This window comes from Rhodoglobus sp. GW821-FHT12B09 (assembly GCF_058809925.1).
In genome coordinates, this window is sequence record NZ_JBXATB010000002.1 from 138,358 (window position 1) to 164,179 (window position 25,822).

28 protein-coding genes are annotated in these 25,822 nt (G+C 69.1%); 7 read left to right on the forward strand and 21 right to left on the reverse strand.

Features of this window, described 5'->3' with window-relative positions; all coding sequences use genetic code 11:
• Nucleotides 1-82: 82 nt before the first annotated feature.
• Nucleotides 83-1,600, reverse strand: coding sequence for a GTPase HflX (gene hflX / locus AC1RTC_RS05170; protein ID WP_493154405.1), 1,518 nt, complete (start codon nucleotides 1,598-1,600; stop codon nucleotides 83-85).
• Nucleotides 1,601-1,642: 42 nt separating this feature from the next.
• On the opposite strand from hflX, the gene AC1RTC_RS05175 reads away from it, so the two are divergent.
• Nucleotides 1,643-2,284 carry a class I SAM-dependent methyltransferase gene (locus AC1RTC_RS05175; protein WP_493154406.1) on the forward strand — a complete coding sequence of 214 codons (642 nt, stop codon included), beginning with the start codon at nucleotides 1,643-1,645 and terminating at the stop codon, nucleotides 2,282-2,284.
• On the opposite strand, the gene dapF is transcribed toward AC1RTC_RS05175, so the two are convergent.
• The 18 genes from dapF to thyX all read right to left on the reverse strand — a co-directional run bounded on the left by dapF (nucleotide 2,281) and on the right by thyX (nucleotide 21,104).
• A complete protein-coding gene (gene dapF, locus AC1RTC_RS05180) occupies nucleotides 2,281-3,156 on the reverse strand; it encodes a diaminopimelate epimerase (RefSeq protein ID WP_493154407.1) in 876 nt (291 codons plus the stop codon). The two genes, AC1RTC_RS05175 and dapF, sit on opposite strands and share 4 nt — an antisense overlap.
• A 3-nt stretch (nucleotides 3,157-3,159) precedes the next feature.
• Complete coding sequence (gene miaA, locus AC1RTC_RS05185) at nucleotides 3,160-4,083, reverse strand: tRNA (adenosine(37)-N6)-dimethylallyltransferase MiaA (protein WP_493154408.1); 924 nt, start codon at nucleotides 4,081-4,083, stop codon at nucleotides 3,160-3,162.
• A gap of 2 nt (nucleotides 4,084-4,085) precedes the next feature.
• The gene (gene miaB, locus AC1RTC_RS05190) at nucleotides 4,086-5,624 is read right to left on the reverse strand and encodes a tRNA (N6-isopentenyl adenosine(37)-C2)-methylthiotransferase MiaB (protein WP_493154409.1); all 1,539 of its coding nucleotides are present in this window, start codon (nucleotides 5,622-5,624) and stop codon (nucleotides 4,086-4,088) included.
• Between the two features lie 20 nt (nucleotides 5,625-5,644).
• Nucleotides 5,645-6,385: a regulatory protein RecX gene (locus AC1RTC_RS05195; RefSeq protein ID WP_493154410.1), complete on the reverse strand. Its 741-nt coding sequence runs from the start codon at nucleotides 6,383-6,385 to the stop codon at nucleotides 5,645-5,647.
• A 10-nt stretch (nucleotides 6,386-6,395) separates the two neighbouring features.
• Complete coding sequence (gene recA, locus AC1RTC_RS05200; protein ID WP_493154411.1) at nucleotides 6,396-7,547, reverse strand: recombinase RecA; 1,152 nt, start codon at nucleotides 7,545-7,547, stop codon at nucleotides 6,396-6,398.
• Nucleotides 7,548-7,789: 242 nt separating this feature from the next.
• A complete protein-coding gene (locus tag AC1RTC_RS05205) occupies nucleotides 7,790-8,014 on the reverse strand; it encodes a DUF3046 domain-containing protein (protein WP_493154412.1) in 225 nt (74 codons plus the stop codon).
• A 70-nt stretch (nucleotides 8,015-8,084) separates the two neighbouring features.
• A complete protein-coding gene (locus tag AC1RTC_RS05210; protein WP_493154413.1) occupies nucleotides 8,085-8,399 on the reverse strand; it encodes a helix-turn-helix domain-containing protein in 315 nt (104 codons plus the stop codon).
• A gap of 123 nt (nucleotides 8,400-8,522) precedes the next feature.
• Nucleotides 8,523-9,014 carry a CinA family protein gene (locus AC1RTC_RS05215; RefSeq protein WP_493154414.1) on the reverse strand — a complete coding sequence of 164 codons (492 nt, stop codon included), beginning with the start codon at nucleotides 9,012-9,014 and terminating at the stop codon, nucleotides 8,523-8,525.
• Nucleotides 9,011-9,715 carry a CDP-diacylglycerol--glycerol-3-phosphate 3-phosphatidyltransferase gene (gene pgsA, locus AC1RTC_RS05220; protein WP_493154415.1) on the reverse strand — a complete coding sequence of 235 codons (705 nt, stop codon included), beginning with the start codon at nucleotides 9,713-9,715 and terminating at the stop codon, nucleotides 9,011-9,013. Before pgsA ends, AC1RTC_RS05215 begins: the two co-directional genes overlap by 4 nt.
• Nucleotides 9,716-9,719: 4 nt before the next feature.
• Entirely contained in the window at nucleotides 9,720-12,440 is a 2,721-nt protein-coding gene (locus tag AC1RTC_RS05225; RefSeq protein WP_493154416.1) for an FtsK/SpoIIIE family DNA translocase, read from the reverse strand.
• Nucleotides 12,441-12,498: 58 nt separating this feature from the next.
• Nucleotides 12,499-13,713, reverse strand: a complete 1,215-nt coding sequence (locus tag AC1RTC_RS05230) for an ABC transporter permease (protein ID WP_493154417.1) — start codon at nucleotides 13,711-13,713, stop codon at nucleotides 12,499-12,501.
• A complete protein-coding gene (locus tag AC1RTC_RS05235; protein WP_493154418.1) occupies nucleotides 13,710-14,435 on the reverse strand; it encodes an ABC transporter ATP-binding protein in 726 nt (241 codons plus the stop codon). Before AC1RTC_RS05235 ends, AC1RTC_RS05230 begins: the two co-directional genes overlap by 4 nt.
• Nucleotides 14,432-15,400, reverse strand: a complete 969-nt coding sequence (locus AC1RTC_RS05240) for an efflux RND transporter periplasmic adaptor subunit (protein WP_493154419.1) — start codon at nucleotides 15,398-15,400, stop codon at nucleotides 14,432-14,434. The genes AC1RTC_RS05235 and AC1RTC_RS05240 overlap by 4 nt, the downstream gene beginning before the upstream one ends.
• A 169-nt stretch (nucleotides 15,401-15,569) precedes the next feature.
• A complete protein-coding gene (locus tag AC1RTC_RS05245; protein ID WP_493154420.1) occupies nucleotides 15,570-16,211 on the reverse strand; it encodes a hypothetical protein in 642 nt (213 codons plus the stop codon).
• A gap of 66 nt (nucleotides 16,212-16,277) precedes the next feature.
• A complete protein-coding gene (locus AC1RTC_RS05250) occupies nucleotides 16,278-16,760 on the reverse strand; it encodes a GNAT family N-acetyltransferase (RefSeq protein WP_493154421.1) in 483 nt (160 codons plus the stop codon).
• A gap of 9 nt (nucleotides 16,761-16,769) precedes the next feature.
• Complete coding sequence (locus AC1RTC_RS05255) at nucleotides 16,770-18,446, reverse strand: ribonuclease J (RefSeq protein WP_493154422.1); 1,677 nt, start codon at nucleotides 18,444-18,446, stop codon at nucleotides 16,770-16,772.
• Nucleotides 18,447-18,492: 46 nt separating this feature from the next.
• Nucleotides 18,493-19,467, reverse strand: a complete 975-nt coding sequence (gene dapA / locus AC1RTC_RS05260; RefSeq protein WP_493154423.1) for a 4-hydroxy-tetrahydrodipicolinate synthase — start codon at nucleotides 19,465-19,467, stop codon at nucleotides 18,493-18,495.
• 896 nt (nucleotides 19,468-20,363) lie between these two features.
• Nucleotides 20,364-21,104 carry an FAD-dependent thymidylate synthase gene (gene thyX / locus AC1RTC_RS05265; protein WP_493154424.1) on the reverse strand — a complete coding sequence of 247 codons (741 nt, stop codon included), beginning with the start codon at nucleotides 21,102-21,104 and terminating at the stop codon, nucleotides 20,364-20,366.
• Nucleotides 21,105-21,187: 83 nt separating this feature from the next.
• Between thyX and AC1RTC_RS05270 the strand changes: the two genes are divergently transcribed.
• From AC1RTC_RS05270 to AC1RTC_RS05285, 4 genes are read left to right on the forward strand one after another with little or no spacing between them, the layout of a single operon-like run.
• On the forward strand, nucleotides 21,188-21,622 hold the full coding sequence (locus AC1RTC_RS05270) for a TlpA family protein disulfide reductase (RefSeq protein ID WP_493154425.1): 435 nt from the start codon (nucleotides 21,188-21,190) through the stop codon (nucleotides 21,620-21,622).
• Complete coding sequence (locus AC1RTC_RS05275) at nucleotides 21,619-22,089, forward strand: DUF4395 domain-containing protein (protein ID WP_493154426.1); 471 nt, start codon at nucleotides 21,619-21,621, stop codon at nucleotides 22,087-22,089. The genes AC1RTC_RS05270 and AC1RTC_RS05275 overlap by 4 nt, the downstream gene beginning before the upstream one ends.
• Nucleotides 22,090-22,125: 36 nt before the next feature.
• Nucleotides 22,126-22,551 carry an OsmC family peroxiredoxin gene (locus AC1RTC_RS05280; protein WP_493154427.1) on the forward strand — a complete coding sequence of 142 codons (426 nt, stop codon included), beginning with the start codon at nucleotides 22,126-22,128 and terminating at the stop codon, nucleotides 22,549-22,551.
• Nucleotides 22,551-23,438: a TIGR01777 family oxidoreductase gene (locus tag AC1RTC_RS05285; RefSeq protein WP_493154428.1), complete on the forward strand. Its 888-nt coding sequence runs from the start codon at nucleotides 22,551-22,553 to the stop codon at nucleotides 23,436-23,438. The genes AC1RTC_RS05280 and AC1RTC_RS05285 overlap by 1 nt, the downstream gene beginning before the upstream one ends.
• Here AC1RTC_RS05285 and AC1RTC_RS05290 read toward each other — a convergent pair.
• On the reverse strand, nucleotides 23,410-23,853 hold the full coding sequence (locus AC1RTC_RS05290) for a hypothetical protein (protein WP_493154429.1): 444 nt from the start codon (nucleotides 23,851-23,853) through the stop codon (nucleotides 23,410-23,412). The genes AC1RTC_RS05285 and AC1RTC_RS05290 overlap by 29 nt on opposite strands.
• Nucleotides 23,853-24,593: a 4-hydroxy-tetrahydrodipicolinate reductase gene (gene dapB, locus AC1RTC_RS05295; protein ID WP_493154430.1), complete on the reverse strand. Its 741-nt coding sequence runs from the start codon at nucleotides 24,591-24,593 to the stop codon at nucleotides 23,853-23,855. The genes AC1RTC_RS05290 and dapB overlap by 1 nt, the downstream gene beginning before the upstream one ends.
• An 88-nt stretch (nucleotides 24,594-24,681) precedes the next feature.
• Between dapB and AC1RTC_RS05300 the strand changes: the two genes are divergently transcribed.
• Nucleotides 24,682-25,209, forward strand: a complete 528-nt coding sequence (locus tag AC1RTC_RS05300) for a hypothetical protein (protein ID WP_493154431.1) — start codon at nucleotides 24,682-24,684, stop codon at nucleotides 25,207-25,209.
• 108 nt (nucleotides 25,210-25,317) lie between these two features.
• A complete protein-coding gene (locus tag AC1RTC_RS05305; protein ID WP_493154432.1) occupies nucleotides 25,318-25,809 on the forward strand; it encodes a GNAT family N-acetyltransferase in 492 nt (163 codons plus the stop codon).
• Nucleotides 25,810-25,822 lie beyond the last annotated feature (13 nt).

A 25,822-nucleotide genomic window follows, 5' to 3' on the forward strand; every position in this document is an offset into this window, starting at 1 on the left:
GGGCGGGTGCCGGGCTCGGCTGTCGCTCCTGTCGAGCGGCATGCCCGACTCACAGAGTCTAAACACATGCCGCCCGACCGAGTCAGACTGTTACGAACTCCTGCAGGTCGGATACGCGCGCGGGGTGCACCAGCGCCTTCACGAGCGTTCCGTCCTCCCGGTAGTCGGTCGAGAGCACCCGCCCCTGCACGTGCAGGCGCGAGATGACCTCGCCCCTGTCGTACGGCACCAGCAGCGTCAGCTCGACCTCGGGGGCGGGCAGCACCTCGGCGATGCGCGCGAGCAGCTCCTCGATGCCCTCGCCCGTGCGGGCGGAGACGAACACCCCGGTGGGCTCCAGCCCCCGGATCAGCAGGCGCTGGTCGTCATCCGCGAGATCGCTCTTGTTGAAGACGACGATCTCCGGGATGTCGCGGGCGCCGAGCTCCCCGATGACATCGCGAACCGTCGCGAGCTGAGCGCCCGGGTCGGGGTGGGAGGCGTCGACCACGTGCACGATGACGTCGGACTGCCCGACCTCCTCCAGCGTCGAGCGGAATGCCTCGACGAGCTGGTGCGGGAGGTTGCGGACGAATCCGACGGTGTCGGTGAAGGTGAACGGGCGCCCGTCCTCCGTGATCGACTTGCGCACGGTCGCGTCGAGCGTCGCGAACAGGGCATTCTCGACGAGCACGCCCGCGCTGGTGAGGCGGTTGAGCAGGCTCGACTTTCCGGCGTTGGTGTAGCCCGTGATCGCGACGCTGGGCACCTCGAAGCGGTTGCGGTTCGCCCGCTTCGCCTCGCGCGCGGGGCCGAACCCCTTGATCTTCTTGCGCAGCAGCGCCATGCGGGTGTGGATGCGGCGGCGGTCGAGCTCGATCTTCGTCTCACCCGGTCCGCGGCTTCCCATGCCGTTGCCCGCGCCGACCTGGCCACCGGCCTGCCGGGACATCGACTCGCCCCAGCCGCGCAGGCGCGGCAGCAGGTACTCGAGCTGCGCGAGCTCGACCTGCGCCTTGCCCTCGCGGCTCGTGGCGTGCTGGCTGAAGATGTCGAGGATCACCGCGGTGCGGTCGATCACCTTGACCTTCACGATGTCCTCGAGCGCGCGCCGCTGGCTCGGGGCCAGCTCGGTGTCGGCGATCACGGTGTCGGCGCCGGTGGCGGCGACCACCCCAGCGAGCTCCTCGGCCTTGCCCTTGCCGAAGTACGTGCTGGGGTCGGGATGCGGCCGGCGCTGCAGCAGGCCGTCGAGAACCACCGCTCCCGCGGTCTCCGCCAGCGCCGCGAGCTCGCGGATCGAGTTCTCGGCCTCGCCGAGCGTCCCCTGCCCGTAGACGCCGATGAGCACGACGTTCTCGATGCGCAACTGGCGGTACTCGACCTCGGTGACGTCCTCCAGCTCGGTGGAGAGGCCGGCCACGCGCCGCAGCGCCTGCCGGTCCTCGCGGTCGAACTGGTCGCCGTCTCGATCGCCGTCGTACTGGTTGTCGGATTGGAGCGCCTGGGCGGTTCCCGCCCCGAAGAGGGTGTACCCCGATCGGGCTCCCTCGGTCGCCAGAACGCGCTCGACGGCGGCGTCGGTCGCCTCGGTGGTGGGGTTTGTGCTGGATTCAGTCATTTTGGTTAACCCTACTTTCGTAGTCTTCGGTAAGTTCTCTGCATGGCCAGTGAGCATTACTTCTCCTCAACACCGGGGAGTGAGCTCAAGACCCGCACGATTCATGCGAGGCTGGCCGGCCGTGATGTGGAGCTGACGACGGCCAATGGCGTGTTCAGCCCCGAGCGGATCGACACCGGGACGCAGGTCCTGCTGTCGAGCGTGCCCGCCCCGCCGCCCGGCGGGAACCTGCTCGATCTGGGCTGCGGCTGGGGCCCGGTGGCCCTCACACTCGCGCTCGAGTCACCTCATGCGACAGTGTGGGCCGTGGACGTCAACGAGCGCGCACTAGACCTGGTGCGGGCGAACGCTGAAAAAATGTCCATACCGAACATTAAAGCAGTTACGCCCGACAATGTTCCCGATGACGTGACATTCATGACCATCTGGTCGAACCCGCCGATCCGCGTGGGTAAGAACGAGCTGCACGGGCTGCTCGAGAAATGGCTCCCCCGCCTCGAGCCCGGCTGCGACGGATGGCTCGTGGTGCAGCGAAACCTCGGCTCCGACTCGCTGCACCGCTGGCTGCAGGCGACGTTCCCGGAGGAGTTCAGCTTCATCCGCGCGGCAACGAACAAGGGCTACCGCGTTCTGAGGGCGCGCAAGCGCACCGGCGGCACGCAGCCGATCGACCTCGTCCGTTAGACCTCGAGCGTTCCCTCGAACACGAGCTCGGCCGGGCCGCTGAGGGAGACGTGCTCGCCGTCCTCCGTGGGAAACATCCGTACCCCGACGGTGCCCCCCGGCACGTCCACGCGCCACTGGTGCGGAGCGCCGGCCCCAGCCCAGTGCCGAGTCGCGAGAGCGGCCGCGACCGCGCCGGTACCGCAGCTGAGGGTCTCGCCACTGCCGCGCTCGTGCACGCGCATCCGGATGTGACCGACGCCGTCCTTCACGAGAGGGTCGGCCGCGACCACGAACTCGACGTTCGCGCCGTGCTCGGGAGTGGGCTCCAGCACGGGGACGTAGGTCAGGTCGGCGCCGTCGAGCTCCTCGTCGCTCGCGAGGGCGACGACGACGTGCGGGTTGCCGACGCTGATCCCCAGCCCGGGCCGGGCCACCGGGAGCTCCTTGGCGCGCACCAGCGGCTCACCGCCGTCGAGCGCCCAGCGACCGAGGTCGGCCTGGAAACCGGTCGCATTGCGCTGCACGTCGCGCACGCCGTTTCGGGTGCCGATGGGCAGCGTGCCGCCGGGCTCGAGCTCCGCGAGGCCGTTCTCGGTGAGGTAGCGGGCGAAGACCCGGATGCCGTTGCCGCACATCTCCGCGATCGAGCCGTCGGCGTTGTGATAGTCCATGAACCACTCCGCGTCGGAGTCCTCGGCGAGGGCGGCCGCGCCCTCGGGGATGCTCTTGGACCGCACCGCGCGCAGGACGCCGTCAGCGCCCACCCCGAAGTGCCGGTCGCAGATCGCCGCAATCTGCGCGGGCGTCAGATCGGTCTCGCCGTCGGGGTCGGAGAACAGCACGAAGTCGTTGCCCGTGCCGTGGCCCTTGGTGAAGTGGATAGTCGCCATCCCTCAATCCTCCCCCATCACGAGGCCCAGCGCCGCCGCGTGGCGGCCGGGGTCGTCGTACTCCAGCCAGTGCGCGTCGTAGCGGCGGAACCAGCCCACCTGCCGCCGCGCGTACCGGCGCGTCAGTGCCTGGGTCTGCTCGATCGCCCCTCCCTCGTCGAGGTCTCCCGCGAGCTGCGCGAGAGCCTGCGCGTAGCCGATCGCACGGCTCGCGGTCACGCCGAGCTCGCCAAGGCCGCGCACCTCGTCGAGGATGCCCCCGGCCCACATCCCCCGCACGCGCTCGTCCAGCCGCGGAACGAGCTCCTCCCGCGGGGCGCGCAGACCGAGGATCGTGGCCTCGCGCCAGGGCGGTGCGCCCTCGGGCAGGCCGGAGCCGAACTCCGACCCCGTCATCTCGATCACCTCGAGGGCGCGGACCAGTCGGCGGCCGTTGCTCGGCCCGATAGCCGCCGCCGCGCCGGCATCGAGCTCCTTGAGCCTGCGGTGCAGAGCTCCCGGCCCGGTCGCCTCGAGCTCGGCCTCGAGCCGCGCCCTGATCGTGGCATCCGTCCCCGGGAATCGGAAGTCCTGCACGACCGCCGACACGTACAGGCCGGAGCCGCCCACCAGGATGGGCACGCTCCCCCGCCCCTCGATCGCCTCGATGGCGGCCCGCGCGTCGGCCTGGTAGTCGGCGACGCTCGCCTCGTCCGCCGGGTCGAGCACGTCGAGCAGGTGGTGCGGGATGCCCCGGCGCTCGCCCACGGGAACCTTCGCCGTGCCCACATCCATGCCGCGGTAGAGCTGCATCGCGTCGGCGTTGACGATCTCGGGCTCGTGCCCTCGACGGCGGAGCCCTTCGGCCAGCTCGAGCGACAGGTCGGACTTGCCGGTGCCGGTCGCCCCGACGATGACGACGAGGCGAGGCCGTCGGTGTGCGGGCACGCTCAGCGCTGCCCGTCGCTCACGTCGTAGATCGGGATCGTCGATACCCGCAGCGTAGGCAGCCCGAGCGAGACGCCCGCACTGGCCGGCCCCGCCGGCACGGCGCAGGACGCCGCCTCGGCGCGGTCCCACGCATCGCCCGCGCGTGTTCGGCGAATGGCGAGCGGGGCGCCGTCGATCGAGTCAGCGACGAGGTGGAACGATGCGGCCTGGGTGATCTCGACGCTCACGACGTCGCCGGGCCGCGGCACGGCGCTGCCCTCGGGAACCTCGAAGTGCACGAGCCGCGAGTCCTCCGCGCGACCCGAGAGCCGGTGGGTCTCCGACTGCTTGCGACCCTCCGCCGCGGTGACGAGCACCTCGACGCGCGTGCCGACGAGCTTCTCGTTCTCTTCGCGACAGATGCGGTCCTGCAGAGCGACCAGGCGCTCGTAGCGCTCCTGGACGATGGCCTTCGGGACCTGGTCCTCCATCGTCGCCGCGGGCGTGCCCTCGCGGATCGAGTACTGGAAGGTGAACGCCGACGCGAAGCGGGCCTGCTCCACGACCCGGAGGGTCTCCTGGAAGTCCTCCTCGGTCTCCCCGGGGAAACCGACGATGATGTCCGTGCTGATCGCGGCATGCGGAATCCTCGCGCGCACCCGGTCGAGGATCCCGAGGAACTTCCCGGAGCGGTACGAGCGGCGCATCGCCTTGAGGATGCGGTCGGAGCCGGACTGAAGGGGCATGTGCAGCTGCGGCATGACGTTGGGCGTCTCCGCCATCGCGTCGATCACGTCGTCGGTGAAGGCCGCCGGGTGCGGGCTTGTGAAGCGCACGCGCTCCAGCCCCTCAATGCCGCCAGCGGCACGGAGCAACTTGCTGAACGCCTGGCGGTCGCCGAACTCGACGCCGTAGGAGTTGACGTTCTGGCCGAGGAGCGTGACCTCAATAGCGCCGTCGTCGACTATCGCCTGAACTTCCGCGAGGATATCCCCGGCCCTGCGGTCCTTCTCCTTGCCGCGCAGGGCGGGGACGATGCAGAACGTGCAGGTGTTGTTGCAGCCGACGGAGATGGACACCCACGCGCTGTGCGTGGACTCCCGGCGCGTGGGCAGCGTCGAAGGGAACACGTCGAGCGACTCGAGGATCTCGATCTGGGCTTCCTCGTTGTGGCGCGCCCGCTCGAGGAGCGCCGGCAGGGCGCCCATGTTGTGGGTGCCGAAGACGACGTCGACCCACGGTGCCTTCTCCAGGATCGTCGACTTGTCCTTCTGGGCCAGGCAGCCGCCGACCGCGATCTGCATCCCGTCGTGCGTGCGCTTCGTCGCGGCCAGAATCCCGAGGTTGCCGTAGAGCTTGTTGTCCGCGTTCTCGCGCACCGCGCAGGTGTTGATCACGACGACATCGGCGTCGCCGTTCTCCGCGCGCACGTAGCCGGCCGCCTCGAGGGACCCGCTCAGCCGCTCGGAGTCGTGCACGTTCATCTGGCAGCCGAACGTGCGCACCTCGTAGGTGCGGGGTCGCGCGTCACGATCGCCGATGAGGAGGGTGTCGGTCATGGATGCAATCTTAAGCGCGACTAGCGGAACGTCGGCCCCGCAGGGGCGAGCGCGCGCTGCACGGCTGTCGATACCACCGAGCCGGAGTACCCCTTGCGCATCAGGAACGCCCCGAGCCTGCGCTTGGCCGTCTCCGCGTCGTACGACCGCAACTGGGATGCCCGCTTGTGCGCGATCTCGGTGGCCCGCTCGAGCTCGTCGTCGTCCAGCTCCGCGAGGGCGATCTCGATGGCGGTCTGGTCCAGATTGCGACGCCGCAGCTCCGCCGTCACTCCCGACCGACCGAGGCCCTTGCGCTCGCGCAGTGTGCGCACGAGCGTCTCGCCGAGCGCCACGTCGTCGAGCAGGCCGACGGACTCGAGGCGCTCCACCTCGTCGTCGACGGCGCCCTGGTCGAACTCACGGCCGAGGAGGTAGTCGTGCATCTCGCGCGACGACATGCCGCGCCGAGCCAGAGCGTGCATGCTCACGTTGTTGATCGGCGCGAAGGAGATCTTGCGCTCGGGCCGCTCTGCGTCAGTGCGGTCGCGCGTCAGGTGCGTGCGCGCCTCCGCCTCGAGCTCGGCCCGGATCTCCGCCGCCCGGCCCGCCGGCTCACCGAGATCGACGAACACAGGGGCGCGCGGCTCGGGCTGAGGCTCGGGCGCCGGGAGCGCGGCCGACGGCGAATCGGTGTCCTCCACCATCTCCTCAGTGGCACTCGCGCGCGCACCGAAGAGGTAGGTGACGGGGGCGATCCGCTCGCCGTCGGCGTTGCTCATCTCGACGTTCCTACTGGCCGGAGGCCTGAGCCAGCTGCGGCTCGGGGACCACGGCCATCACGGGCTCGCCCTTGGCCGCTTTGGCGGCCTTCTGCGCGTCCGCCGCGGCGGTGATCGCCGCATCGGCGACGGCTTTGGCGTCCTTCGCCTGCTGCGCCTTGGCCTCGGCACCGATACCGAGCTTGTTCATGATCTTCTGCTCGATCTCGGCCGCGATCTTCGGGTTCTCGAGCAGGAAATTGCGCGAGTTCTCCTTGCCCTGGCCGAGCTGGTCACCGTCGTACGTGTACCAGGCGCCCGACTTGCGAACGATCTCGTGCTCGACGCCGAAGTCGATGAGGCTGCCCTCACGCGAGATGCCGACGCCGAACAGGATGTCGAACTCCGCCTGCTTGAAGGGCGGTGCCATCTTGTTCTTGACGACCTTGACGCGGGTGCGGTTTCCGACCGCGTCGGTGCCGTCCTTCAGTGTCTCGATGCGGCGGATGTCGAGGCGCACCGAAGCGTAGAACTTCAGCGCCTTGCCGCCCGCGGTGGTCTCGGGGCTGCCGAAGAACACGCCGATCTTCTCGCGGAGCTGGTTGATGAAGATCATCGTGGTGTTGGTCTGGCTCAGACCACCGGTGAGCTTGCGCAGGGCCTGCGACATGAGGCGGGCCTGGAGGCCGACGTGCGAGTCGCCCATCTCGCCCTCGATCTCCGCACGCGGAACGAGCGCCGCGACCGAGTCAATGACGATCAGGTCGATCGAGCCGGATCGTACGAGCATGTCTGCGATCTCGAGCGCCTGCTCGCCCGTGTCGGGCTGGGAGACGAGAAGAGAGTCGATGTCGACGCCGAGCTTGGCCGCGTACTCCGGGTCGAGCGCGTGCTCAGCGTCGATGAAGGCGGCGATGCCGCCGTTGCGCTGGGCGTTCGCAATGGCGTGAAGCGTGAGAGTGGTCTTACCCGAGGACTCCGGACCGTAGATCTCGACGATGCGGCCTCGCGGCAGCCCTCCGATGCCGAGGGCGACGTCGAGGGCGATGGACCCGGTGGGGATCACCTCGACAGGAGCGCGCTCGTCGCTGCCCAGCCGCATGACCGAGCCCTTTCCGAACTGGCGGTCGATCTGCGCAAGGGCGGTCTCGAGTGACTTCTCGCGATCTGCTGCTGATGGCATGTGCTCTTCTCCTGTCAATGAATGCTTCCGCTGCCCATAGGCTGTCGATCCGCTGGTTCCCGATGGTGCAAGGGCCCCAGCCTCCCGACAAAGGCTGGTCTTACGTGTGCCACGCTACGCTCGCGGACCGACATTGCTGCGGACCGACGGGCGGCTCGTGGATAAAACCCGTCTTCGAAGGACGTTACGGAGGAGACTAGCAACATCCGAAGCTATGTTCGATAGCCCGCGCGGGCGTGTCGCTACTTCTTGGGCTCGCGCTGGCCGACGCCGTACCAGCGGTTCGCCGGCACGTCCGCGGCCTTGCAGAGCGCGAGCCAGACCTCCCGGGTGTTGACCCCGGCCTTGATGGCCTGCTCCGCGGTGAGGCCGCCGATGGCGCCCAGCACGAGGTCGTGCGTGATCACGCGGCCGTAGGCCTCGCCGAACTCGTCGGAGACGGCGAGCCAGAACTCGCTCAGCTTCATAGCACCAGCCTAGGCGGAACGCACGAACGCCCCGGTCGCGATGACCGGGGCGCTCGGTGGAATGACGTGGTTACCTCGAGACGAGGTCGCCATCGAACTCGGCGACGAGCTCGTCGGGGAGGGTGTCGGGAATGCGGCTCGCGCCGAGCCCCTCAATGACGGCCATACGGTCGCCCACCTCGCGCATGATCACGGAGATCGGAGTCTCGAGCGCGTCAGCGACCGAGGCAAGGATCTCGGAGCTGGCCTCTTTCTGGCCTCGCTCCACCTCGCTGAGGTAGCCGAGCGCGACGCTCGCCTTGCTCGCGACCTGACGAAGGGTGCGGCCCTTCTGTAGACGGAAGTCACGGAGAACGTCACCGATTTCTTGACGTACCAGAACCATTGGACCCTCCTTCTTTGACTGATCGTTGCGGCTAGCTTAGGGGAAGCCTAACCACTCGTATCTGTGCGGTGCTTGTGAATTCAGTACTTGTAACGAGATCGAAACGAGCAGTATTCCCGAGGGTCAACCCAGCAGGTTCTTGAGCTCTAACAGTGATTCGTAGACGACGGCCGAGCGGATGTGCTCCCGCGATCCGGAGAGCTGGAGATGCTTCGTGCGCACCTCGGAGCCGATGGCGAACCCGAGGTGCACCGTGCCGACGGGCTGGCCGTCCTGCGGATCGGGGCCGGCTACCCCGGTCGTGGAAATGCCGATGTGGGCCGGTTCGCCGCCGACGGCCAGGGCGGTCCGCACGCCCGCGGACATCTGCGCCGCGACATCCGGATGCACTGCCCCGTGTGCGGCGAGGACCTCGGCGTCCACGCCCAGCACGGTGTGCTTGAGCTCGGTGTTGTACGCCACCACTCCCCCGAGCACGACAGCCGACGCGCCCGGCGTGCGGATCAGCTCGGCCACGAGCAGGCCCCCCGTGAGCGATTCGGCGACCGCGATCGTGTAGTGCCGGGCGACGAGCGCGGCGATGATCTCGGCGCTGAGCGCCGCGGAATCGGTCACGCCTTCTTTCGCGTGCGCCACGCCTGCCAGAGGTATTCGACGCCCGAGTAGACGGTGAGGAGGAGAGCGAGGCCCATGACGGCCCAGTTGACGACGTGCACCCAGTCACCGAAGAGAGTCCAGAGCGGGACGAGGAAGAGGGACACCGCCACCGACTGGACGATCGTCTTGGCCTTGCCCGCGATGGACGCGGGGATGGCGCGGTCGCGCAGGGCGATGAATCGGAAGATCGTGATGCCGAACTCGCGCACCAGGATCACGATGGTCACCCACCACCACAGCTCACCGAGGATCGAGAGCGCGACGAGCGCCCCGCCGATGAGGATCTTGTCGGCGATCGGGTCGAGGATGATCCCCACGTCAGTCACGAGATTGCGGCGGCGCGCGAGCTGGCCGTCGAGGCTGTCCGTCGCGATGGCGATGATGAACAGCGCGGCCGCGATGTAGCGGATGACGCCGAGCTCGCCGTTGTCCCACAGCAGCAGCCAGATGAATACCGGTGCGAGCAGGATGCGCGCGACGGTCACGATGTTCGCGACATTGCCTGTGCTGGCGGGGGTGTCGCCGTTGCTCGCGACGCGGCCCTTCATCGACTCGCGGACGACACGGCTCGCGTCGAGGGCGGAGTCGCGCATGGCGTTCGCGGTCTGGGCGGGCGTCGGGCGCTTGGAGGAGCCGGTGCTGCTCGGTTCAGTCGCCACGCGTTCACTCCCGATCGGTCAGGCCCCAGGCATCCTCGTCCGAGTCCCCGTCGACAACATCGTACCCGGCCAGCGAATCGGCAACTGCGTCCCTGCTGGGAGTTCCGCTGCTCGGCATCGGCTCGTCGCCGCCGCGGAGGCGGGCGAGCACGGCGGGCAGCTGCTCGACGGTCACGAGCACGTCGCGCGCCTTCGAGCCCTCGGACGGGCCGACGATCTCGCGCGACTCGAGCAGGTCCATTAGTCGGCCGGCCTTCGCGAAGCCCACGCGCAGCTTGCGCTGCAGCATCGAGGTCGAGCCGAACTGAGTGCTCACGATCAGCTCCGTCGCCGCGAGCAGCAGCTCGAGGTCGTCGCCGATGTCGGCGTCGATGTTCTTTTTCTCCGCGACCTGGGCCACGTCTTCCCGGTACTCCGGGCGCGCCTGTGCGATGACGTGCTGCACGACGGCGGCAACCTCGCTCTCCGTCACCCACGCGCCCTGCACGCGGATGGCCTTCGAGGCGCCCATCGGCAGGAAGAGCGCATCGCCCTGGCCGATGAGCTTGTCGGCGCCGGGCTGGTCGAGGATGACGCGGCTGTCGGTCATGCTCGACACCGCGAACGCGAGCCGCGACGGAACGTTGGCCTTGATGAGGCCCGTGACCACGTCGACCGAGGGCCGCTGCGTCGCGAGCACGAGGTGGATGCCGGAGGCCCGCGCGAGCTGCGTGATGCGGACGATCGAGTCCTCGACGTCTCGGGGCGCGACCATCATGAGGTCGGCGAGCTCGTCGACCACGACCAGGAGGTACGGGTACGGCGAGAGCTTGCGCTCGCTGCCCGGCGGCAGCACGATCTCGCCGGCGACCACGGCCCGGTTGAAGTCGTCGATGTGGCGGAAGCCGAACGACGCGAGGTCGTCGTACCGCATGTCCATCTCCTTCACGACCCACGCGAGCGCCTCGGCAGCCTTCTTGGGGTTCGTGATGATGGGAGTGATGAGGTGGGGCACGCCCGCGTAGATCGAGAGCTCGACGCGCTTCGGGTCGATGAGCACCATGCGCACCTCCGCGGGCTTGGCCCGCATGAGGATCGACGTGATCATCGAGTTCACGAAGCTCGACTTGCCGGAGCCGGTGGAGCCGGCAACGAGCAGGTGGGGCATCTTGGCGAGGTTGGCGACGACGAACCCGCCCTCGACGTCCTTGCCGAGTCCGATGGTCATGGGATGCACGCTCTTCGTGCTCGCGCCCGACCGCAGAACGTCGCCCAGGGAGACGATCTCGCGGTCCTTGTTCGGGATCTCGACGCCGATCGCGCTCTTGCCCGGGATCGGCGAGAGGATGTTCACCTCGTTCGAGGCGACCGCGTAGGAGATGTTCTTGGCGAGGGCGGTGACGCGCTCCACCTTGACGCCCGGCCCGAGCTCCAGCTCGTACCGCGTGACCGAGGGGCCGCGGCTGAAACCGGTGACCGCGGCATCCACCTGGAACTGCTTGAGCACCTCGGTGATCGCGGCGACCACCTCGTCGTTGGCGGCGGAGCGCGACTTGGGCGGCGTGCCCGGAGTGAGCAGGGACGCCGCGGGCAGCCGGTACGCGGCCGTGGACTGCCGTGGCGCGGGGGCGGCGACGGGCACGTCGAACTCGCCAGCCACGCCCTTCTCGCTCGCGGAGGAGTTGAAGCCGGGGAGCAGCCCAGGGCCGTCCTCCCGCAGGGTCATCGCGGCGGGGTCGACCTCGCCCGTGAACCGCTTGACGGCATCCTCAGCCTTGAGCAGGTCTTCCAGGAGGTCGATGCCGAACTCTTGGTCATTCGAGGCCGGCTCGATGATGTCCGTGGCCTGCGACTCGACCGGCTTCTCGCGACCGATCACGGGGCTGTCGAACGCGGCCGGCTCGTCGGAGTGCGTCGACTTGTTGCGGCGCCACCACGGGATCGACGCCGGGTCCTCGTCGCCGAGGCCGAGGTCGGTGAGCGAGCCGAACTGCACCGAGTCGTTCTTCGCCGCCTTGATGGCAGCGCGCTCGTCCTCGTCCATGAGCTGGGCTCCGAAGAGGTAGGCGTACAGCTCGCGCAGCCGCGAGCCGATGCGGTTCGGAGGGGTCTTGGTGATGATGAAGAGGGAGAGCACCAGCAGGAACACCACGACGGGGGTGGCGAGCGCGCTGGTGCCGAGGGTGATGAGCGGCTGCGCGAGCACCCAGCCGAGGATGCCGCCGCCGTCGGCGAGCTTCTCGACGCCGTCGGTCGGGGCGGGCATCCCGCCGAAGATATGGCACAGCCCGCTGACCGTGACGATCAGCAGGGTGACGCCGATACCGATACGGCCGTTGTCGTGGACGCTCGAGGGGTGGCGGAACAGCCAGATGGCGAACAGCAGCATGATGACCGGCAGGGCGAACGCGACTCGGCCGATGAGAAGGCCGAAGGTCCACGAGTCGAGGGCGGACGCCACCGGGTCGTTGGGGTTGAACCACTCGACGACGGCGCCGATCACGGCGAGGACGAAGATGAGGAACGGAACGCCGTCACGGCGCTCCTCCTTGGCGAGGGTCTCCTTGCCGAGCACCCGGAAACCGGCGCCCGCGGCGTGCGCGAGGCCGAGCCAGGCCTTGGTGAGGGGACCGTCCTCCTCGATGACGACCTGCTTGCCGCGCGGCAGGCGCTTGGTCGGCTGGTTCGCCCGACCGCGCGCTGTCGACGTGCGCGCGCGCGAGGTCGACCTGGTGCTCGTAGCCATGCGGTCCACGGTACCCGCGGGGTCCGTCAGCGCCGGGGAACGACACCCGACCGGATCATCAGTACCTGATGGCGTCGATGACCTTCACCCGCACCGCCACGAGGGCCGGCAGCAGGCCCGCGAGAGCCCCCACGAACGTCGCGGACCCGAGCCCGATGAGCGCGGCCTCGAGCGGGAACGCCGGGACGTCGTTGATGCCCTGAGCGATGAAGTCGATCACCATCGGGTTCTTCACCACGAGCACGGCGATGAACACCCCGACCACGCCCGCGGCCGCGGCCGCCACCACGCTCTCCATCATCACGGCGAAGAACACCCGCCCCGCCGTGGCACCGAAGCTCCGGCGGATGCCGATCTCGCGGATGCGCTGGCGCACGGTGACGAGGGAGATGTTGACCAGCCCGAGGGCGCCGAGGAGGAGCACCAGCACGGCCACTCCCCCGACGAGCAGCTTGATCGAGAGCAGCGGATCCTCGCCCTGGTAGACGAGGTAGTCCTGCCTGCTGACGTCGACCTGCCAGCCCTCGCCGAGCTCCCCGGCGATGTCGCGCTGGATGAGGGCGACGAGGTCCTCGGCGATGTCGGTGGGCACCCACGCCTCGAACTGCGGGTAGAGGGACTGCACCTGAGCGGGGTCCGCGATGGCCATGTACGAGTCGTACAGCATGAACATCGTCGGGTAGCCCTCGCTGTAGGGCGGATCGGGCGTCACGCCGATGATCACCGCGGTCACGGGGTCCGCGCCCTGGATCGTCACCGTCGGGTGCGTCCGCAGGTCGGGCGAGCCGAGTCGGGACCACACACTCTCATTGACGACGAGGGCCGGGGCGAGCCGCTGGTCGTCGCTCGGCGCGAACCAGTTCCCGTACAGCATCTGCACCCGGTGCATGGTTCCGTAGTCGGCGTCGACGAGCGTCGTGTCGATGGGGGTGAGCCCCTCGACGAAGTCGATAGGCACCTGTGTGTAGGTCGACCTCGTGGTCCAGTCCACCGAGTACCGGTCGGTCACGGTGAGGAACGCGGCGGAGAGCGTCTTCGCATCCGGGGTCTCGCCGGTCGTGGGGTTGTACGCGCTCACGAACAGGGTCGCCGGGCGGCCCGACTGGCGCTCGTAGTTCTCGGTAGTCGCCTGCTGGGTGATGGCGCCGAGCCCCACGACGGAGGTGAGAGCCGCCACCGCGACGGCGACGCCGATCAGACTCAGAAGCACCCGGGTGCGGTGGATGCGGATCTCCGCCCACGCCTCGACGAAGGCGCCGACGAGGCCGGTCACAGCGTCACCTCGGGCTGGGCGAGGGCCAGGACCCGGTTCACGTCCACCGGCGAGAGCACGCCGCGGTCGAGCCGGTAGTGGCGCCGGGCGAGCGCCGCGATGTTGGCGTCGTGGGTGATCGTGATCAGGGCGGCTCCCGAACTGTGGGCGACTTCGTCGAGCAGGGCCATGACGGATGTCCCGGTCTCGACGTCGAGGGCGCCCGTGGGCTCGTCCGCGAGGATCAGGCGCGGGCCGCGCACCAGGGCGCGGGCGATAGCCACCCGCTGCTGCTCGCCGCCGGAGAGCTTCTCGGGCATGCTCTGCGCGCGATGCGAGAGCCCGACGCGGTCGAGCATCTCCAGGGCGATCTTCTCTCGGCGCCAGAACTGCTTCCCGGAGGCGTAGAGCAGCGGCGTCATGGCGTTCTCGAGCGCTGTGCGGCCGCCGAGCAGGTTGAACTGCTGGAAGATGAACCCCACGTCGCGCCCGCGGGCCCGGTCGCGCTGGTTCGACGACATGTCGGAGATGAGCTTGCCGTCGAACCGGATCGTGCCGGAAGTCGGGTTGTCGAGCAGACCCAGAAGGTTCAGGAGGGTCGACTTGCCGGAGCCGGAGCGGCCGACGATGCTCACGTGGTCGCCCACGGAGACGGTGAGGTCGACGCCCTTGAGGATGTGAAGCGGCTCGTCGTCCGGCAGCTCGACAGTGCGGGTGACGCCCGCGAGTTCGAGGAGGGTCACTTGCAGACCGTTGAGCCGTCGGGGTTCACGATGCACTCGCCCGAGCCGGGCATCCCGCCGGGCACTGCGACCGCGCCCGGGATGAACTGCAGGATCATGTCGCCCTCCACGAGCCCCTCCTTGACCTCGACGTTGATGCCGTCGTTGAGGCCGAGGGTGACCGGGCGGACCTCGGTCGAGCCGTCCGGGAGGACGAAGTACACGTTGCCGGTCTGCGCGGACCCCTCCACGGCGGTGATCGGCACGACGAGCACGTTCTCGGCCACACCGCCGGCGAGCACCAGGTTGGCCGACAGGCCGGGGAACACCGTCACGTCGGTCGGAACCGAGCAGCGCACGGTGGTGGTCGAGGTCGAGCCCTGGTCGCCCGAGCCTGCCGAGGAGCTGATCGTGAGGCCGCCGCAGGTGAACGGGGCGGGGCCGCCGGTGATGGTCACCTGCGCGTCCTTGGGCTTGTTGAGGAGCCGGTACTGCTGCTCCGGCGCGATCGTGCCGCTCACGTTGAACGTGGCCGGCTGCACCTTGCCCACGTCGTCCCCGACGGAGAAGGTCTGGCCCTCGAGCGCCGTGAACGTCGAGAGCGTGCCCGCGATGGGGGCCAGTACGGTCTCGTAGTCGACGTAGGAGGTGCCATCCGGATTCGTGATCTCGGCTCGGAGCCGCAGGATCTCGGTGCCGGCGTCGACGTGCTGGCCCGCCGAGACGTACACGTCGCGCACCTCGCCGGAAAGGGTGGCCTTGATCGACACCGGTGCGTCGTTGGCGACGGTTCCGGTGAGCGTCACGTCGTTCTGGATGGTGCCGAGCGCGACCGCCACCTGCGGCTCGACGATCTCGCCCGTCGGCTTTGCCGCGTCGTCCACGACGGGGTCGGCGAAGAACGCGATCTTCACGAGGGCGGCCGCGATCGCTGCGAAAACGAGGATGCGGATGATGGGGAATACCCATTTTCGGGCGATGGACACGTGTTGACTCCCCAGGTATCGGTGCAATCGGCTTCGCCACACTATCCGGGGGCGCAGGTCAAGCGAATCATCCCGCAGACGGATTCCACCAGCCCAACGTTTTCCACAGTTCGAACGTCACGCCCTGTCCGGTGCGTGACGACGGCCTCTTCCTGAGCCCCCGCAGCCGCTAGAGGCAGTCGGCGTCGATGGTGTGGTAGCTCGGCGCCGAGAACGGCACGTCGTTGGTTGTCGCGAGCATCTCCTCCACGACCTCGGTGTCGTAGAACACTGACATGCGCATCCACCCGCGGTCGTCCTGGACGATATAGACATCGCCGCGCGCATCCGACAGGGCGACCGGGATGCCCGGATAGGCGTCGAGCACGTCCTGGCGCGTGCTGCCGACCTTGATCCCCTGTGGGGTCGTGATCTCCGACGTCCAGACGACCTGGATTCCGCGCACCCTGCCGTCGCGCACCGCGACCGAGAAGGGGCGGTGCCCGCTCGCGTCGGGAGGCCAGACGGCGTCGGTCGACCACGCGAGGACTGAGGCGTCGCACTCCAGCGGCGACGACGAGATGATCGCGATCGCCGGGTCGATGGTCGACGGGTCGACCCCGAGGGGCAGCTGGTCGAAACCGCCGGGTGTCAGCACCAGCTCCCCCAGTGCCGGGCGGGTGGGCGTCGGTGTGGGAGTGGGCGTGGGGGTGGGGCGGGACGTCGCCGACGCGGTGGGCTTCGCCGTGGGGCTCGGGTCGGCGGTGGGCGCTGCCGGTGCACATCCGGCGAGCACTATCACGACGAGAGCGGAGAGCACCAAGGGCTTCATGCGCTCATCTCACCGCATCGGCGCGTATCGAGCAACCCTCATGCCGAAATCGTGAGAAACCCGTAGCTACGAGGCATCCCGTCGCTCGCTGCGCAGCATCGTCGTCGAAGTGCCCACCCGGCCCACTGGCGCGAAGCCCTGCTTGCGGTACAGCTCCTCGGCGGGGTTGCCGTCCTCCACGCTCAGGCTCAGGTCGGTGTTGGATGCCGCGATCAGGGCGTTCAGCAGAGCGCGCCCGATGCCCTCCCCGCGGCGGCCCTCGACCACGCCGATCCCGATCTCCGGAACGTCGGCCGCGACGAAGCCGTAGCCCGGCTCGTCCGCGGTGAAGTACCGGGACCACACGGCTCCGACCCGCTGCCCGTCGCGCTCCGCGATGAGGCCGAAGTCTGTCGGGCGGGGGAAGCCGCCGATGTACTGCTGGAACGTGGGGTCGGCGCGCCAGTGCTCGGCGCCCCTCGCGTTCGCGGGGTTCCAGTCCATCGTCATGACGAAGACCTCCTCGAGGAAGGGCACGTCTGTCGCGGTCGCCCGCCGAGTTGTCGTCATGGGTGGAGGCTACGCCTCGATCACCACGGGGATGATCATCGGGCGGCGGCGGTGCGACGTGTTCACCCAGCGGCCCACCGTGCGGCGGATCACCTGCGCGAAGGCGTGGGTGTCGCGAGTGCCGTTCTCCGCGGCATCCGTCAGCGCCTTGATGATCTGCGGGAGGACGGCGTCGAACACGCCCTCGTCCTCAGCGAAGCCGCGCGCCTGGATCTCCGGGCCCACGATGACCTTTCCGGTCTGCGGGTCGACCGCGACGAAGATGGAGATGAAGCCCTCTTCGGCGAGGATGCGGCGGTCCTTCAGGTCGGCGTCGGTGATCTCGCCCACGCTCGAGCCGTCGACGTAGACGTAGCCCAGGTCGAGCTGGCCGACCACCTTCGCGACGCCGTCGACGAGGTCGATGACGGTGCCGTCCTCGGCGATGATCGTGTTCTCCTCCGGCACGCCGGTCGCGATCGCGAGGTTCGCGTTGGCGACGAGGTGGCGCTGCTCGCCGTGGACGGGCAGCACGTTCTTCGGCTTGAGGATGTTGTAGCAGTAGAGCAGCTCCCCCGCGGCGGCGTGGCCGGAGACGTGCACCTTCGCGTTGCCCTTGTGCACGACTGTCGCGCCGAGCTTCATGAGGCCGTTGATCACGCGGTACACCGCGTTCTCGTTGCCGGGGATGAGCGAGCTCGCGAGGATCACGGTGTCGCCCTTGCCCACCTCGATCTGGTGCTCGAGGTTCGCCATGCGCGCGAGGACCGCCATCGGCTCGCCCTGGCTTCCGGTCGACATGTACACGAGACGGTCGTCGGGCAGGTCGGCCGCCTTCTTGGCGTCGAGCAGGACCCCGTCGGGGACCTTGAGGTAGCCGAGGTCGGCCGCGATCCCCATGTTCCGGACCATCGAGCGGCCCATCAGCACGACCTTGCGGTTGTTCGCGACGGCGGCGTCCAGCACCTGCTGCACGCGGTGCACGTGGCTGGAGAAGCTCGCGACGATCACCCGTCGAGGCGCCTTGGCGATCACGGCCTCGATGACGGGGCCGATGTCGCGCTCGCTCGGCGTGAAACCGGGGACGTCGGCGTTCGTGGAATCGGGGAGGAACAGGTCGACGCCGGCCTCGCCGAGCCGTGCGAACGCGCGCAGGTCGGTGATGCGGTCGTCGAGCGGCAGCTGGTCCATCTTGAAGTCGCCGGTGTGGAGGACCACGCCCGCCTTCGTCGTGATGGCGACGGCGAGCGCATCCGGAATCGAGTGGTTGACCGCGATGAACTCGAGCGCGAACGGGCCGAGCTGCTCGTGCTGGCCCTCCTTGACCGTGAGCGTGTACGGCTGGATGCGGTGCTCCTTGAGCTTCGCCTCGATGAGGGCGAGAGTCAGGGTCGAGCCGACGAGCGGGATGTCCTGGCGCAGCTTGAGGAGGTACGGCACGGCGCCGATGTGGTCCTCATGGCCGTGCGTGAGCACGATGCCGAGCACGTCGTCGAGGCGGTCGCGGATGGAGCTGAAGTCGGGGAGGATCAGGTCGACCCCCGGCTGGTTCTCCTCGGGGAACAGCACGCCGCAGTCGACGATAAGCAGCTTGCCGTCGATCTCGTACGTGGTCATATTGCGGCCGATCTCGCCGAGTCCGCCGATGGGCGTGACGCGGAGAGTTCCGGGGGCGAGGGCGGGCGGATCGTAAACGGAGACTGGCATCTGAACCTTGCGTGGTGGGGTGGGGCCGCTAGCCCCCGGTGTAGATCTAACGGGTGGTGCCGGCCACCTTGGGCAGGGCACCGCCGGCGGCCGCGTTGCGGTCGGGCCGGAAGTTGTCGAAGCTGACGCCGGGGATGTCCTTCACGAGGGCGATGTCGTCCTCGATGATGGCAGCCTCGTTCTCCTCGGGGCCCACGAGCGGCAGTCGCACGCGCGGGCTCTCGATGCGGCCCAGCCCGTGCAGGATGTACTTCGCCGCGACAGTGCCGGGCACGTGGGTCATCACTGCGCGCACGAGCGGCTCGAGGGCCTTGTGGGCGGCCGTGGCCGTGGCGAGGTCGCCCCTGTTCACGGCGTCCACGATCTGGCGGTACGGCGTCGCGGTGATGTTCGCGGTCACGCCGATGAGGCCGGTCGCGCCGATCGCGAGGTGCGGCAGCACGTTGGCGTCGTCGCCGGAGAAGTACATCAGGTCGGTGTTGTTGAGCACTCGGCTCACCTCGCTGAAGTCGCCCTTGGCGTCTTTCACGGCGCGGATGTTCGGGTGCTTGGATGCCCGGAGGATTGTCTCGTACTTGATCGGGATGCCTGTGCGTCCCGGAATGTCGTAGAGGATCACCGGCAGCTCGGTCGCATCGGCGATGAGGCGGAAGTGGGTGAGCACTCCGGCCTGGGTCGGCTTGTTGTAGTAGGGGGTGACGATCATGACGGCGTCGGCACCCGCCTTCACGCTCGCCTTGTGCAGCTCGATGGCGTGCGCGGTCTCGTTGGAGCCGCCGCCCATGATGATCTTCGCGCGTCCGTCGGCGACCTTCTTGGCGACCTCGACGAGGCGCAGCTTCTCCGGGTCGGTGAGCGTGGAGGTCTCACCCGTGGTGCCGCTGACGACGATCCCATCGGCCCCGGCGGTGATCACCGAGTCGATGTGCTTCTCGACGCCGGCCCAGTCGACTTCGCCACCTGCGGTGAACGGTGTGAGGAGTGCGACGAGCACCTGGCCGAAAGGATTGTCAGTAGACACGGCTTACAGGCTATCGCGTCCTCGTGCACGGCACCTCGCGGCCTGCCGATGTGCCTCCTCCACCGATACCGCGACGGGGTCTCCCGCGAGCTGGCGCCTGCTCCAGTGGATCACGGTCTTCGGCGAGCGCCCCGGCCTCCCCGTGTCGGGGTCGCGCAGTCGGGGCGTGTTCCGGTCGACGACCACGTGCAAGAGGTCGGGCGCCGGACCCGCGCCGTGAAATGCCAGGGCGCTCACGCAGGCCAGACGCCCGCCGACCCGCAGAGCTCGCACCGCATCGGCTGGCAGATCCGTCCCGCAGTAGAGCCCCTCCCTAATTCGGATCAGAGAGCCGTACGCCACGCTCCAGAAGAGCATGGACTGCGTCTTGCCACTGCGGTAGAGCTCCGCTGTGGTGGCTACGCCGCCGAATCGTTCGAGGAGCGCGGCCCAGGGCATGCGCCAAGACTCGCGGTCTCGGACATGCGAGGAGGCGCGAGTGCTTCACCTGTGAGTAGGCACTGCCGGCACGCACCTGTGGAGTGGGGCCACCGCGCGACCCTAGGGGCGTTCGTCAGGACGTTCACCGTTTGTAGGACATTCCGTGCAGGAAGTCTCGAGTGCCGGCTCCCACGCGCTAGAGCGTGCGAGATGTCCTACCGGGGTGCGAGACGTCCCACCGGGGTGCGAGACGTCCCACAACGGTGCGAGACGTCCCACCGGGATGCGAGACGTCCCACAACGGTGCGAGACGCCCCACCGGGATGCGAGACGTCCCACAACGGTGCGAGACGCCCCACCGGGGTGCGAGACGTCCTACGGGGGTGCGAGATGTCCTACAAACGGTGAACGGTGTGAAGGAGGGACCGGAGAGGATGGGGGCGGGGTTCGTTCGCCCCGGAGCCGGCGGGTAGCGCCTACGGGGCGACGCGGCCGTTCTCGTTGAAGGCGGCGTGGGTGAGGGGCATGAGGCCCGCCCAGAGATCCTCCATCTTCTCGGCGGCCATCTCGATCTCGCGCTGCGGGAAGGAGGGGAAGTGCGAGCCCTCGCGCTTGGTGCGCAGGGAGACGAAGTTCATCAGGGAGCGCGCGTTCACCGTCACGTACATCGACGAGTAGATGCTCAGCGGCAGGACGATGCGGGCCACCTCGCGGGCAATGCCGGCGTCGAGCATCCGCTGGTAGGACTCGTATGCCTCCGTCGCGACGCGCTTCGCCTCCGACACGGCCAGCTCCGTCTGCTCGGGCGAGCCGGGCAGGAAGTCGTAGGCGCCGGCCTTGCCGACCTGCACGAGGTTGCGCTCCGGTCCGGGAACGTAGAACACGGGCTTGAGCTCCCGGTACCTGCCGCTCTCCTCGTTGTACGACGCAATGCGGTGCCGCATGAACTCGCGGAACACGAAGATCGGCGCCTGCACGTAGAACGTCATCGAGTTGTGCTCGAACGGCGACCCGTGGCGGTCGCGCATCAAGTAGTTGATGAGGCCCTTCGACCGCGAGGCGTCGAGATCGGCGTCCTGTGCGGACTCCAGAGTCTGCTCGCCCTGCGTCGACACCCGCGCCGCGAACAGGACGTCGGAGTCGTGGGCCGACGAGCGGACCAGCTCCACTGTGACATCGGAGCGGAACGAGGGCGTGGGCGATTCGGTCTCAGGCACGGCCTCACGATAACCGAAGGGCACCTGTAACAGACTGCAACACTCCCCCACAGGCCCGGATGCGGTCGTACCGTGGCACCACCATGAACCCGATTCTCGTCAGTGCGGTGATCCTCGGCCTCGTCGCCGTGGCGACCGCGCTCGGACTCGTGTGGCAGCGCTCGCAGGGCAGGATCCGCCACACCGACGGCAGCACTGTCGTGCGGCTCGCGGACATCCCCGGCGTCAAGCGGTTCGCCCGCGGTGCGACGCTGCTCCAGTTCTCCACCGAGGTGTGCGCCCCGTGCCGTGCTACCAGCGTGGTGCTCGGCGAAGTGGCATCCGGGCGCACCGGTGTCGACCACGTCGACCTCGACCTGACGCACCGCCCCGACCTGGCGAGCAGGTTCAACATCCTGCAGACGCCCACCACCCTCATCCTCGACCGCAGGGGCGTCGTGCGCGCCCGCATCGGCGGGGCGCCCCGGCGGGATGCCCTGACGCTCGAACTCGACCGCATCTTGGAGGCAGCAGCATGACCGCTCAGCAGGGCATCGACCCCCGCTCCCCGCGCTTCGGTGCCGGAATCACCGCCGTGCTGCTCCTCGTCGTGATCGGTCTCGATCTCGGCGGAGCCGACCTCGCCGCCACGATTTTGTTCGGCGCGATCACGCTGCTCTTCGGCTGGGGCGCCTTCGCGGGCGTCAAGCGCCACCCGTACGGCGCCCTCTACCGCGCAGTGGTTCGCCCGCGCCTGAAGCCCCCGACCGAGCTCGAGGACCCGGTGCCCCCGACGTTCGCCCAGGGGGTCGGGTTCGTCATCACCCTTGCGGGCCTGGTGCTGCACCTCGCCGGCGTGCCCTACGCCCTCGTGATCGCCGCGGCGGCCGCGTTCGTGGCCGCGTTCTTGAACTCCGTGTTCGGGTACTGCCTCGGCTGCCAGATCTACCTGCTGCTCGTGCGCGCCGGGATCCTCGGCCGGTCGAAGGGTGCAGCCACCGCCTGAGCGCGCCTAGTCTGGAACTGACGAAAGGGACAACACATGTCAGTCACCAGCGAAGCCACCACCCTCTGGTTCGGGGACCTCATGAGCGGGTCGGGCACGACCTCGCTCGACTCCTCCGATGCCGCCGAGTTCCCCGTCAGCTGGGCCGCGCGCTCCAGCAACGTCGCGGGCAAGACCAACCCCGAGGAGCTCCTGGGCGCCGCACACTCCGCGTGCTACTCGATGGCGTTCGCGAACGCGCTCGCCGGCAACGGAACCCCTCCCGAGAGCCTGCAGGTCACCGCCGCCGTCACGTTCGCGCCGGGTGAGGGAATCACCGGCAGCCACCTGCTGGTGGTCGCGAAGATCCCGGGACTCTCGCCCGAGGACTTCCAGCGCCTCGCCGAGGACGCCAAGCAGAACTGCCCCGTGTCGCAGGCGCTGACGGGCATCCCGATCACCCTCGAAGCCAGCCTGGCCTGATGCGCGTCCTCGTCGCGGGGGCGTCCGGTTTTATCGGGACCGAGCTCGTCCGCCAGCTCGAGACCGCGGGCCACACGGTCCGCAAGGTGGGCCGGGGCGCGCCCCGCGACGAGACGGAGTTCCAGTGGAACCCGTCCGCACTCACGATCGACCCCGCGGCGATCGACGGTGCCGACGCCGTCATCAACCTCGCCGGTGCGACCACCGGCCGGATCCCGTGGACCCGCGGGTACAAGCGCGAGATCCTGTACTCCCGGGTGCAGGGCACCCAGACCCTCGTGGAGGCGATGGGCCGGGCCGAGAACCCGCCGCGCATCCTCCTCAACGGCTCGGCGGTCGGGTACTACGGCGACCGCCCCGGCGAGACGCTGACCGAGGCCGCCGGCAAGGGAGAGGGATTCCTCCCCGACGTGGTCGAGGCGTGGGAGAAAGCCGCGCACCTCGCCCCCGAGGGCACCCGCGTGGTCACGTTCCGCACGGGCCTCGTGGTCGGCCGCGGCGGTGCCTTCACCCCGCTCATTCCGCTCACCCGCCTGGGTCTCGGGTCGCGCTTCGGCACGGGCAAGCAGAACTGGCCGTGGGTCGCGCTGCGCGATGAGGCCGCGGCGATAGTCCACCTGCTCACCTCGAGCCTCGAGGGCGTCGTCAACATCGCGGGTCCCACGCCCGCGACCTCACAGCAGGTGACGGATGCCCTCGCCGACGCCCTCGGTCGCTGGCACCCGTGGGTGGTGCCCGAGTTCGCGGTGCGACTGCTCGGCGACGCCGGTCACGACCTCCTGCTCGTCAGCCAGAACGTGGTGCCGGAGCGGCTCCTCGCCGACGGCTTCGTGTTCCGGTACGAGACCGCGCAGGCCGCTATCGGTGAGATCGCTCGAGAGCTATAGCCCGGCGCGTCGCCCAGCGCGCGCGTCGGCGGTCGCCGCTCGCGTCGTAGGCGAGGCCGAGCCGCAGCCAGGCGCGCCACGACTCCGGCTCGGCCTCCACCTCGGCCTGGTACTTCGGGAACTCGAGGTCGGCGGCCGCCGGGTCCGGCCGTCCGCTGGGCAGCCGGGGCAGGTCGTCGACCGGGAGGCCGCCCTCCGCCCCGAGGCGCCGGACGAGGCCCTCGCCCCGCACCACGAAGACGAGGTCGGCCGCGAGCACACCAGCGCCGAGCACGGGCATGACGATGAGGGCCCACCCGATCGCCTTCGCGAACGGCTGGGCGTCGTTGATGAGCACGAGCGCGTAGTTGGTGACGAACACCAGGTACAGCACGAGCAGCGCCGCCATCACGAGGGCGGCGACGCGGGCGCGCACTACTTCTCGAGCCCGAGGTCGATGAGCTTGTCGAGCCCCACGACGACCCCGCGGGCGGTGCGGGCCGCGCGGAGGGCGAGGAGGATCCCGGCCTCGTAGGCGTTCGGCGCGAGGGTCTCGTGCGTGATCGTGAGCACTTCGCCGTTGCCGCCGAACACCACGTCCTGCCGGGCCACCACCCCCTGCATCCGGAGGCTGTGGATCGGGATGCTCGACACCTGCTGCCCGCGGGCGCGCTGGTCGACGTGCGGGGCCGCGACGGGCCCGAGCACTCCGCGGGCGGCGCCCATGAGCTCGGCGGTGCGGGTGGCCGTGCCGGACGGGGAGTCCACCTTGGACGAGTGGTGCGCCTCGATGATCTCGATCGAGTCGAAGAAGCGCGCCGCCATGGTCGCGAATGACGTTGCGAGCACCGAGCCGATGGAGAAGTTCGGCACGATGATGACGCCGAGCTCCGCGTCGGGGGCGATGGTGCGCTCGAGGCCGGCGATCCGCTCCGCCGACCAGCCCGAGGTACCGACGAGGGTGCTGAGGCCGTGAGAGACGGCGAACTCCACGACCCCTTGCGACACCGCGGGCACAGTCACGTCGACCACGACGTCAGCGCCGAGCATCCCGCTCAGGTCGTCTTTGGAGCCAAGCCGCGCATACAGCTCGAACTCGTCGTCCGCCTCGACGATCTGGCTGACCAGCGTGCCCATCTTGCCCGTTGCACCGACGATGGCCACCTTGGTTGTCATTCCGCAAATCTACCAACTGGGGCCGAGCGGCGGATGTTGCGCGGTTTCCCTACTGCCCGCCCGTGCCGCGGTGCGGGAGCATGACCGCATGACTCTCGCCGCTCGCACCGCCGCACGTACCGCCCTCGTCGCTGCCTCGCTCCTCCTGCTCGCGGGGTGCGCCCCGGCGGCCTCCCCGACCGGCTCGACCGACGGCTCGTCGGAGGGCTCGTCGGGCGGCGGCACCACGGAGGCCGGCGGCTGCCCCGTCATCGACGGCTACGAGCTGTTCTCGAGCGACCTCGTCACCTCGGCTCCCGAGCCCGGCGCTGTGTACGGCGACGGCTCGACCCTGAGCTTCACGCTCGCCATGGGGCCCGGCTACTCCCCCACGCTCGACCTCACCTACGTGAACGACGACGGCACCCCCGTCATCCTGGGCGGTCAGAACCTGCTCGACAACGGCGACGGCACGTACAGCAACAACCTCAACGTGTTCGACTCCGACGCCGACGGCCGCCCCGGCTTCGCGAGCGTGGTCGTCGTCAAGGACGACACCTTCGAGGCCCCCGCCGGCCAGGAGAACGCGTCGCAGCCGATCCTCGGCGTCTACTGCGTGACGTTCGCCGTGGAGTGAGCCCGATTCCCCGCGTCGCGACGCGAGCCTGCAGAAAGTGCTCTCCATCGCACGTTTAGGGACGCTCTTTGACGACTCGCGCGGCTCGCTGTCGAATAACCTCGACGTGTGAGCTTCCGAGAGGCACCGGTGACGGATGCCACGGCGCACGCCCTGCTCGCCGAGTACTTCGCGTACCGCGCGCAGACCTTCCCGAACCCGGCCGGCTACGTCACGAAGTATCCCGAGCCCGAGCAGTTCGTGCGGCCTCTCGGCGTCTTCGTGGTGGTGGAGCTTGATGGGGCGGACGTGGGGTGCGGGGGCATCCGGTCGCTCGGCCCGGCGCCCTCCGGAGGGCTGCGGTACGAGGTGAAGCACCTCTGGCTGCGGCCGTCGGTGCAGGGCCGCGGGCTCGGGCGGGCGCTGCTCGCCGAGCTCGAGCGGCTGGCCGTCGAGCTCGGCGCATCCGAGCTCGTGCTCGATACCAACGCGAGCCTGGAGGCCGCGGGCGGGCTGTACCGCTCGAGCGGGTACGTGGACGTGGAGCCGTACAACGACAACCCGAACGCGACCAACTGGTACCGGAAGGTGCTCGGATTTCGTGAGGGGAACGAAGAATGACTCTGCCTGAACC